The sequence below is a fragment of the Roseibium denhamense genome, assembly GCF_009711415.1.
Taxonomy (GTDB): domain Bacteria; phylum Pseudomonadota; class Alphaproteobacteria; order Rhizobiales; family Stappiaceae; genus Roseibium; species Roseibium denhamense.
On the sequence record NZ_SMLZ01000100.1, the window covers coordinates 87,965 to 96,068 of the forward strand.

At 56.8% G+C, this 8,104-nt stretch carries 10 protein-coding genes; 8 read left to right on the forward strand and 2 right to left on the reverse strand.

Annotation, left to right across the window (positions count from 1 at the left end; all coding sequences use genetic code 11):
- The first annotated feature begins 8 nt into the window (after nucleotides 1-8).
- Complete coding sequence (locus E1180_RS07260) at nucleotides 9-701, forward strand: rhomboid family intramembrane serine protease (protein ID WP_155190499.1); 693 nt, start codon at nucleotides 9-11, stop codon at nucleotides 699-701.
- 103 nt (nucleotides 702-804) lie between these two features.
- On the opposite strand, the gene E1180_RS22180 is transcribed toward E1180_RS07260, so the two are convergent.
- A complete protein-coding gene (locus E1180_RS22180) occupies nucleotides 805-1,194 on the reverse strand; it encodes an RT0821/Lpp0805 family surface protein (protein WP_208996986.1) in 390 nt (129 codons plus the stop codon).
- A gap of 116 nt (nucleotides 1,195-1,310) precedes the next feature.
- Nucleotides 1,311-1,634, reverse strand: coding sequence for a hypothetical protein (locus E1180_RS22395; protein ID WP_155190500.1), 324 nt, complete (start codon nucleotides 1,632-1,634; stop codon nucleotides 1,311-1,313).
- A 313-nt stretch (nucleotides 1,635-1,947) separates the two neighbouring features.
- Between E1180_RS22395 and E1180_RS22400 the strand changes: the two genes are divergently transcribed.
- The 7 genes from E1180_RS22400 (at nucleotide 1,948) to E1180_RS07305 (ending at nucleotide 7,998) form a co-directional block, all read left to right on the forward strand.
- Entirely contained in the window at nucleotides 1,948-2,487 is a 540-nt protein-coding gene (locus E1180_RS22400; RefSeq protein WP_244313989.1) for an RNA polymerase sigma factor, read from the forward strand.
- Nucleotides 2,487-3,179, forward strand: a complete 693-nt coding sequence (locus tag E1180_RS22405) for a hypothetical protein (RefSeq protein ID WP_155190501.1) — start codon at nucleotides 2,487-2,489, stop codon at nucleotides 3,177-3,179. Before E1180_RS22400 ends, E1180_RS22405 begins: the two co-directional genes overlap by 1 nt.
- A gap of 317 nt (nucleotides 3,180-3,496) precedes the next feature.
- Nucleotides 3,497-4,246, forward strand: a complete 750-nt coding sequence (locus tag E1180_RS07285) for an electron transfer flavoprotein subunit beta/FixA family protein (protein ID WP_155190502.1) — start codon at nucleotides 3,497-3,499, stop codon at nucleotides 4,244-4,246.
- A 24-nt stretch (nucleotides 4,247-4,270) separates the two neighbouring features.
- Entirely contained in the window at nucleotides 4,271-5,203 is a 933-nt protein-coding gene (locus E1180_RS07290; protein WP_155190503.1) for an electron transfer flavoprotein subunit alpha/FixB family protein, read from the forward strand.
- A gap of 141 nt (nucleotides 5,204-5,344) precedes the next feature.
- Nucleotides 5,345-6,226, forward strand: coding sequence for a 3-hydroxybutyryl-CoA dehydrogenase (locus tag E1180_RS07295; protein WP_155190504.1), 882 nt, complete (start codon nucleotides 5,345-5,347; stop codon nucleotides 6,224-6,226).
- Between the two features lie 4 nt (nucleotides 6,227-6,230).
- Nucleotides 6,231-7,721, forward strand: coding sequence for an acetate--CoA ligase (locus E1180_RS07300; RefSeq protein ID WP_155190505.1), 1,491 nt, complete (start codon nucleotides 6,231-6,233; stop codon nucleotides 7,719-7,721).
- A gap of 73 nt (nucleotides 7,722-7,794) precedes the next feature.
- On the forward strand, nucleotides 7,795-7,998 hold the full coding sequence (locus E1180_RS07305) for a hypothetical protein (protein ID WP_155190506.1): 204 nt from the start codon (nucleotides 7,795-7,797) through the stop codon (nucleotides 7,996-7,998).
- Nucleotides 7,999-8,104 lie beyond the last annotated feature (106 nt).

Below are 8,104 nucleotides of genomic sequence, written 5' to 3' on the forward strand. Positions count from 1 at the left end.
CCGGTTGGATGTTCATTCCGCTACATGACCACAACAAGCTTACACATGTTCCGCGTCCATACGTGAACCTTGGCCTGATCGCGGCGAACTTTATTGTCTATTTCGTGCTGCAGGGCGCTGGCCAGGAACAGGCGATGATCGGTTCCTCCTACTCCTATGGACTTATTCCGTCGGTCTTTTTCGATCTGAGGGATCTGTCGCCGCAGCTCCAGATGCTTCCGGACACCTTTTCGATTGTCACTTATGCATTCCTCCATGGAGGTTTCATGCATCTCATTGGAAACATGCTGTTTCTGTGGGTCTTCGGAGACAATGTCGAAGATGCGATGGGGCATTTGCGCTATCTGGTGTTCTATCTTCTGTGCGCGGCGGCCGGCGGATATACGTATGCCGTTCTGGATCAGACATCGGACATTCCATTGGTTGGCGCGTCCGGAGCTGTCTCAGGTGTCGTAGCGGCCTATTTGATGCTGCATCCGAATGTTAAAATTTGGGTGCTTGCCTTGGGCCGGATCCCTTTACGTCTGACCGCGCGCTGGGTATTGGGCGCCTGGGTGCTCTACCAGGTGTTCAACGTTGCCGTAAGCGCCGACAGCCAGGTCGCCTGGATCGCGCATATCGGGGGGCTTGTTGCGGGTGCCTTGCTGATCATCCCGTTCCGGCGGCGCGGCGTGCCATTGTTTGACCGGGGCATGAGGTAATTTGAGCTTCAACACAACGGGAAACACTTGAGACGGCCGCAAACACCTTTCAGCTTGCGGTCGTCGGGCAGCTATGGGTGTGCCTGCAGCTTAAAGGTTTGCGTCAGGCCGGCTTCCATATCCCGGCTGAGGTCCGGCAGGCCGTTCCAGTAGTGCTGTCGCTTTTCCCGGTGGCCAGCACCACTTTCTCGCGGTAACTCCGGCAATAGGTGCCAGTTCGGGTTTTCCAGGTTTTGATTGGTGTCACTGTTCCGGCAACCCCGGTCGCATCATTCCGCCAGGTTGAAGACTGGCCGGCCGTCTTTGTTTCAAGAGTGTCTTGGAAACTCTGTTCCGCCAATATCCGGTCACCTGGAGTTAAAATAGGTGCGGAACCGGTCTGGTCATTTTCTTCCAGACCCCGGGAAGCCATTGCGGAGCAGCCAGCAATCGCAACGAGGAGAAATCCGAATGCGGCACCCCGCAAACAGCCTTTGGTGATTGACGCGCGCACAACTCCTCCCACAGAGCTTCATTGCCAGCCGTTCGCAATCGCCTCGCGTTCCTGTTGAGCGGAAAGTGGTCCAGATCTGGGTTCACTATCGCCAGAAAACTGTCCGCGTCGGCGATTCAATTCCTCGGTAGCGTCTGAACGAGGCTTTTCTGCGGCGCCCTTGGCCCGCCCCTCGTCGCTCTCATCGTCATCATCATCGTTGTTGCGGGCGCTGTTTTGCTCTGATCTTTCATCGGAATCATCTTCTTGACCTTCAGGACCGTCCTCGTCCCCGTCGTCGCCGCGATCGCTCCTCTCTCCCTGGTCTCCGCGATCACCCCGGTCGCCTCTGTCTCCCCGGTCTCCGCGATCACCTCGATCTCCTCGGTCGCCTCGATCTCCGCGGTCGCCCCGGCCGTCTCTGTCCCCACGGTCACCGCGAGATTGCGCGGCGGCGGCATTGGTTCCGTCAGGGTCAATCAAGGGGCTTAGATAGACCGATGTGAATACCAATGCCGCAGCCGCGACGCTCGCCAAGACGCGTACCATCGCAAAGAGGCGGCCTCGCAATGACGTTTGACAAGCGGATCTCATGAACTTTTCATCCCCAGCATTCCGGCCCGCGAGCATGCTTTTGACTGCTGTCTTTCAACGGGCTCGTCACTACAACACACGATTCAACCGGCTTCTTCCGAAACATATGTGAATTTTTTGCGGGATCAAAAGCCGTAGCCGGGTGTTATGGTTTTCGAGAGAGGCTTGCCGGAGAACTCCTTGCCTGACGATATGCTCAAAACGGAAATGATCCGTGCGCTGCCGAAACTCCGGAGTTTCGCGCTCCGCCTATGCCGGAATCCGGACCAGGCGGACGATTTGGTGCAGGCTACATGTGAGCGGGCGATCCGGTCCCTCGACAAATTTGATCCTGCCACCCGGCTCGACAGCTGGATGTTCCGGATCCTGCAAAATCTTTATTTGAACAGCGCACGGGATACGGCCAACAGGTCGCGCCTGCTCGGGCTGGTGATGGCTGACTACAACGAGACCTATGACGGTGTGAAGGCGGCCAACTCGTCGTTGGAATTGCAGCAGGTGCAGGCGTTCATTGAACAGCTTGAAGAGGATAACAAAATCGTGCTGCTCATGATCGCTGTGGAAGGGCGAAGTTACAAAGACGTCGCCGATGAGCTGAACGTACCTATTGGAACTGTAACGAGCCGGCTTGCGCGGGCCCGGTTGAAGCTTCGGGATTGGCTGGAGTCCCAGGAACACTCGAACGGTGTCACATTGCGCAGTCTTGGGGGAATGATGTGATGAGCTTTGAAGAAAAGCGCGAGCGGTTAAACCTTGCCGAGGACATTGGGCGCTTGATCGATCAGGATCTCCCGCAGGATGAGCGTGAAGAGATCCTCAAGCGTGTAAATGCCTCCGGGGATGGTGCAAAGCTCTACAATAAAATGCTCGACGACAACCTAATTGTCCAAAGAGCCGTTGGGGCAGAGATCCCGCAGCCGTCCTTTGACCGCTTTCTTGGGACAATCGACCGCGAGTTCTCCGAGCGACCCGCCCTTGAACGCAAACACAGGATTTGGCAGTCGGGAGTGGCCCGTATGGCAGCCGCGCTTTTGCTTGTTGCGGGAACTTTTGCGGGCACGAATTATTGGGCGCAGTCGCGGATGGACGCTGCGGTAACAAAATTGGCGGCGCATATGGAATCCGAGCGCCTGTTATTGGCTGCATCAATTCAGGATGCGCTCGAAACCCGGATCAGTGGGGAGCCGGTCCTGGTTGGCCAGCAAGGGGATTGGTCGGAAACACTGACCCCGATTGAAACCTACAAGAGCACGAGTGGTCACTGGTGCCGCGAATATGTCCGCGAGACAGCGTTCGGCAAGCTGAACCTGACGATAAGGGGAACTGCCTGCCGGGATGAGACCGGCACCTGGATGACCGTCTTTGCCGAACCGGTTGCCAACGGCTTTGCTCCCCTGCCGTCAGGCACTTAAAGCATCTCCCGGTCCGATTGAATCGCGATACGATCAATTAGACTGGAAATTGCTCAGGAAACCCTCCGGCTTGTCTGGCATCCCGCGTTCTGCCGCATGGCGCAATTGTAGTGTTTGCGACGCATCATTTGCTCTCCGCGCCAAATTGCCGCCTTTGACCTTTTGCCCCAATTGACAGTTGCCATGTAGCTCAGTACCGTCCCGCGCCATGCGCCACGATTGGCTCTTTTCTGCCATTTGTGACCTTAGGTCACGTGGAGGAGGAGCATGAAAATGCGGTGCGGTGAAAGCCGGCCCAGCAAGAGGTTGAGACCAAAATGAAAATCCTCGTACCCGTAAAGCGGGTCATTGATTACAACGTTAAAGTTCGCGTGAAAGCGGATGGTTCAGGGGTTGATCTGGCGAACGTTAAAATGTCCATGAACCCTTTTGACGAGATCTCCGTTGAGGAAGCGCTGCGTTTGAAAGAGGCCGGCAAGGCGACCGAGGTTGTTGTTGTCTCCGTGGGTCCGCAGCAGGCGACCGAGACATTGCGGACTGGCCTTGCAATGGGCGCCGATCGCGGCATTCTTGTGAAAACCGACGAAACCACAGAGCCGCTGGCTGTTGCGAAAATCCTGAAGGGTATCGTCGAAGCTGAAGAGCCGGGCCTGGTGATTGTGGGCAAGCAGGCAATTGATGACGACTGCAACCAGACCGGCCAGATGCTGTCGGCTCTGCTCGGATGGAGCCAGGGAACGTTTGCGTCCAAGGTTGATCTTGGCGAGGGCACCGTCGATGTGACCCGTGAGGTTGATGGCGGTTTGCAGACAGTCAAGCTTAAGCTGCCTGCAATCGTAACAACCGATTTGCGCCTCAACGAGCCGCGCTATGCGTCGTTGCCCAACATCATGAAGGCCAAGAAAAAGCCGATCGATGAGAAAACGCCTGCCGATTTCGGCGTTGATATCACGCCGCGCCTGACCGTGGTCAAAACAGCTGAGCCCCCTGCACGTGAAGCCGGCATCAAGGTCGGATCCGTTTCAGAGCTGGTTGATAAACTCAAAAATGAGGCCGGCGTCCTTTAAGGAGCCGTCGCAGGAGGAAAACTCATGACTACACTTCTTGTGGCAGAACACGCCGGCGGCGCTTTGAACGATGCGACCGCAAAGGCGCTTACCGCAGCCGCCGCCCTTGGCGGTGATGTTCATATCCTGGTTGCCGGCAAAGATGTGCAGCCGGTGGCAGACGCCGCTGCAAAGCTGACTGGTGCCTCCAAGGTGCTTGTTGCCGATAGCGATGCTCTTGAGCATCAGCTGGCTGAGCCGATGGCAGATCTTATTGTCGGTATGGCCGGTGATTATGATGCAGTTGTCGCACCGGCAACGGCGAACGGAAAGAACATCCTTCCGCGCGTTGCAGCACTCCTGGATGTGATGCAGATCTCCGACATCACCGCTGTCGTTGACGCTGAGACATTCGAGCGCCCGATTTACGCGGGCAATGCGATCCAGACCGTGAAGTCGGGCGACGCGAAAAAAGTAATCACCGTGCGGACATCGACCTTCGCCGCGGCTGAAGAAGGCGGTAGTGCTGCTGTTGAAAGCGTCTCCGCTGTCGATGGTGCCGGTCTTTCCGAATTTGTCGGCGAAGAGCTTTCCAAGTCTGACCGCCCGGAACTGACGTCTGCCAAGGTCATCATCTCCGGTGGCCGTGCGCTGGGCTCTGAAGAAAAGTTCCAGGAAGTGATCATGCCGGTTGCCGACGCTCTGGGCGCGGCCGTTGGTGCATCGCGGGCCGCGGTTGATGCCGGATATGCGCCTAACGACTGGCAGGTTGGCCAGACCGGTAAGGTCGTGGCTCCGGATCTCTACATCGCTTGCGGTATTTCTGGCGCGATCCAGCACCTTGCCGGGATGAAGGACTCCAAGATCATTGTCGCGATCAACAAGGATGAGGAAGCACCGATTTTCCAGGTCGCCGATTATGGTCTCGTCGCCGATCTTTTTGACGTTCTTCCCGATCTGAAGGCTGCCGTCGAGTAAGACTGCGGCATATTGATCACGGACCCCGGGGTGAAATGCTCTTTTCGCCTCGGGGTTCTTGCTGTTCGGTGCAAGACTTGCCAAGAATAACGGCAATCCGTCCCGGTGTGCCGGGTAGTTCCGTATGAGGTCGAATTAAAGATGGTCGTTGAAATCAAGAAAGTTGGCGTGATTGGCGCAGGCCAGATGGGCAGTGGCATCGCGCATGTGTGTGCACTCGCCGGCTTCGACGTCGGGCTCAGCGACATCTCCGTAGAGCGCATTGAGTCCGGTTTGGCCTCGATCAACGGCAACATGGCGCGCCAGGTCAGCAAGTCGCTCATTACGGAAGAAGCGCGCACTGCAGCTCTCGACCGGATCAAGCCGGCTGCCGATCTGGATCTTCTGTCGGAAGCAGATCTGGTGATCGAGTCGGCTGTCGAGAACGAGCAGGTGAAGCGGAAGATTTTTTCGCAGCTTTGCCCGATTCTGAAGCCGGAAGCCATTCTGGCAACGAATACCTCCTCGATTTCCATCACACGTCTCGCGGCAACTACCGACCGGCCTGAACGCTTCATCGGCATTCATTTCATGAACCCGGTTCCGATCATGGATCTGGTTGAACTGGTACGTGGCATTGCGACCGAAGATGAAACCTTTGAGGCCTCGAGAACCTTCTGCGACCGTCTTGGAAAGCAAATCGCCGTTGCCGAAGACTTCCCTGCCTTCATGGTCAACCGGATTCTGTTGCCGATGATCAATGAGGCGATCTACACCCTTTATGAAGGGGTCGGTTCGGTTGAATCCATCGACAAAGCCATGAAACTGGGTGCCAATCACCCGATGGGGCCGCTTCAGCTTGCCGATTTCATCGGCCTCGACACCTGCCTGTCCATCATGCAGGTGCTCTATGAGGGGCTTGCTGATACCAAATACCGGCCGTGTCCGCTGTTGGTGAAATATGTCGAAGCCGGGTGGCTTGGGCGGAAGACACAGCGCGGATTCTATGATTACCGAGGCGAAGTACCGGTTCCGACCCGCTAACCCCATGAACCTTGCCCGCTACTGCTTGTGCAACGCCGGTGCTGAACCGGGCAAACGAGCACTTGAGCTTGTTGGGCCTGCGGGAACGGTTCTAGAGCACTGGACCTATCAGGAGCTCACGGACAAAGTGCTGTCCGTCGCTGCGGGCCTTCAAGATCTGGGACTGTTGCCAGGTGACAGGGTTCTGCTGCGGATAGGTCATTCCAGCGATTTTCCGCTGTGCTTCTTTGGAGCAATCGCGGGCGGATTTGTGCCCGTTCCGGCCTCGTCACTGCTTACTGAATCGGAAGTTACCACGATCTGCCGGGATAGCGGGGCACGTCTCGTACTTCATGACGGCCAAACGACCCTGCCCGGTGAGACGACAGCTGTTATTGCTGGCCCGGACCAGATCCGGGAGCTTAAAGGGAGCAAGCCCGGCTCCTTTGCAGACGTGAATGAAAACGATCCGGCGTTCCTGATCTACACGTCTGGAACCAGTGGCACGCCAAAAGGTGTCCTGCACGCCCACAGGGCTGCAAAGGCAAGGCAACCCATGTACGCCGGGTGGTATGGTCTTCGCGCTGAGGACCGGTTGCTTCATGCAGGCGCCTTCAACTGGACCTATACGCTTGGAGCCGGTCTGATGGACCCTTGGGCAAACGGCGCCACCAGTCTCGTTTATCAGGGTCCGCGCGAGCCTCAGCTTTGGCCGGGCATTCTTGAGGCGAGCAATGCGACCTTGTTTGCCGCAGTACCAAGCCTTTACCGCCGTATTCTGAAGTATGGTGAAATCAAGAAGACATCGTTTCCGTTGCTGCGCCATGGATTGACCGCTGGAGAAGCGCTGGCGCCTGCGATCTATAACGCCTGGCGGGAGACCACCGGCCGGGAGCTTTACGAAGCGCTTGGGATGAGCGAAATCTCCACTTACATCTCTTCTTCGCCCGCAACCGGGGTTAGACCCGGATCTCCGGGAAAACCGCAACCAGGACGCAAAGTGTGTGTTTTGAACGAACGCACGGAGAGCGCTGAGGAGGCTGTCAGGGGCGAGACCGGTTTGTTGGCCGTTCACAAATCCGAGCCAGGGTTGATGTTGAGGTACTGGAACCGTGAGGCCGAAACAAAATCCGCTTTCAAGGGAGACTGGTTTCTGACGGGAGACCGGGCCTGCTGGGATGAAGACGGCTACATCTGGTATGAAGGGCGCGCCGATGACCTCCTGAACAGCTTTGGATACCGCGTTGCACCGGAAGAAGTTGAGCGGGTGCTGGCAGGGCATCCTGATGTTGCGGAAGTCGCTGTCGCCGAATGCACTCTCAAGCCGGGGGTCTCGGTCATTACGGCGTTTGTCGTGCCGGTAAACGCTGCCAGCTTCAATGAAAATGATTTGGCTGACTACGCGGCACAGGTTCTGGCTGAATATAAACGCCCAAAAGCCTACCAATGTGTGTTGGAGCTGCCGCGAACGGCATCCGGAAAGGTCCGCCGGAAAAACCTTACATTCCAGCAATAGCTCTCCCGGCGCCGAGATCTGTTAACACAGGCTTAACGGCTTCTCCCTAATTTGAGGCTTCAAGGAGCTGCATATGAATTCCGTTGCAATCGCAAGTACTTTTGCTATGACCAGCCAAGCGCAGACGCAGCAAGCGCTGCAAGCTGAGATGATGAAGATGGCGCAACAGCAGGACGCGGCCCTGGTTGCCTTGCTCCAGCAAGGTGCAGAAAATTTGCAATCGGCTCAGGCTGCGCCACAACCCGGCCTCGGCGCTCAAATCGATGTAAGTGCATAGAATGCCGACGCGCATTTGTTAACGTAAGGGCGGCTTTGCCGCCTTTTTTGTGTCTATGCGTCTCCGTGTATCGCCGGCACATACGAGATTTTCTGTAAGGGCAGTC

Excerpts from the sequence above, each read along its gene's own strand:
- E1180_RS07260 (WP_155190499.1), top strand. The coding sequence starts at position 9 with ATGTTCATTCCGCTACATGACCACAACAAGCTTACACATGTTCCGCGT.
- E1180_RS22395 (WP_155190500.1), bottom strand. The coding sequence starts at position 1,634 with ATGCCGCCGCCGCGCAATCTCGCGGTGACCGTGGGGACAGAGACGGCC.
- E1180_RS22405 (WP_155190501.1), top strand. The coding sequence starts at position 2,487 with ATGAGCTTTGAAGAAAAGCGCGAGCGGTTAAACCTTGCCGAGGACATT.
- E1180_RS07285 (WP_155190502.1), top strand. The coding sequence starts at position 3,497 with ATGAAAATCCTCGTACCCGTAAAGCGGGTCATTGATTACAACGTTAAA.
- E1180_RS07290 (WP_155190503.1), top strand. The coding sequence starts at position 4,271 with ATGACTACACTTCTTGTGGCAGAACACGCCGGCGGCGCTTTGAACGAT.
- E1180_RS07295 (WP_155190504.1), top strand. The coding sequence starts at position 5,345 with ATGGTCGTTGAAATCAAGAAAGTTGGCGTGATTGGCGCAGGCCAGATG.
- E1180_RS07300 (WP_155190505.1), top strand. The coding sequence starts at position 6,231 with ATGAACCTTGCCCGCTACTGCTTGTGCAACGCCGGTGCTGAACCGGGC.
- E1180_RS07305 (WP_155190506.1), top strand. The coding sequence starts at position 7,795 with ATGAATTCCGTTGCAATCGCAAGTACTTTTGCTATGACCAGCCAAGCG.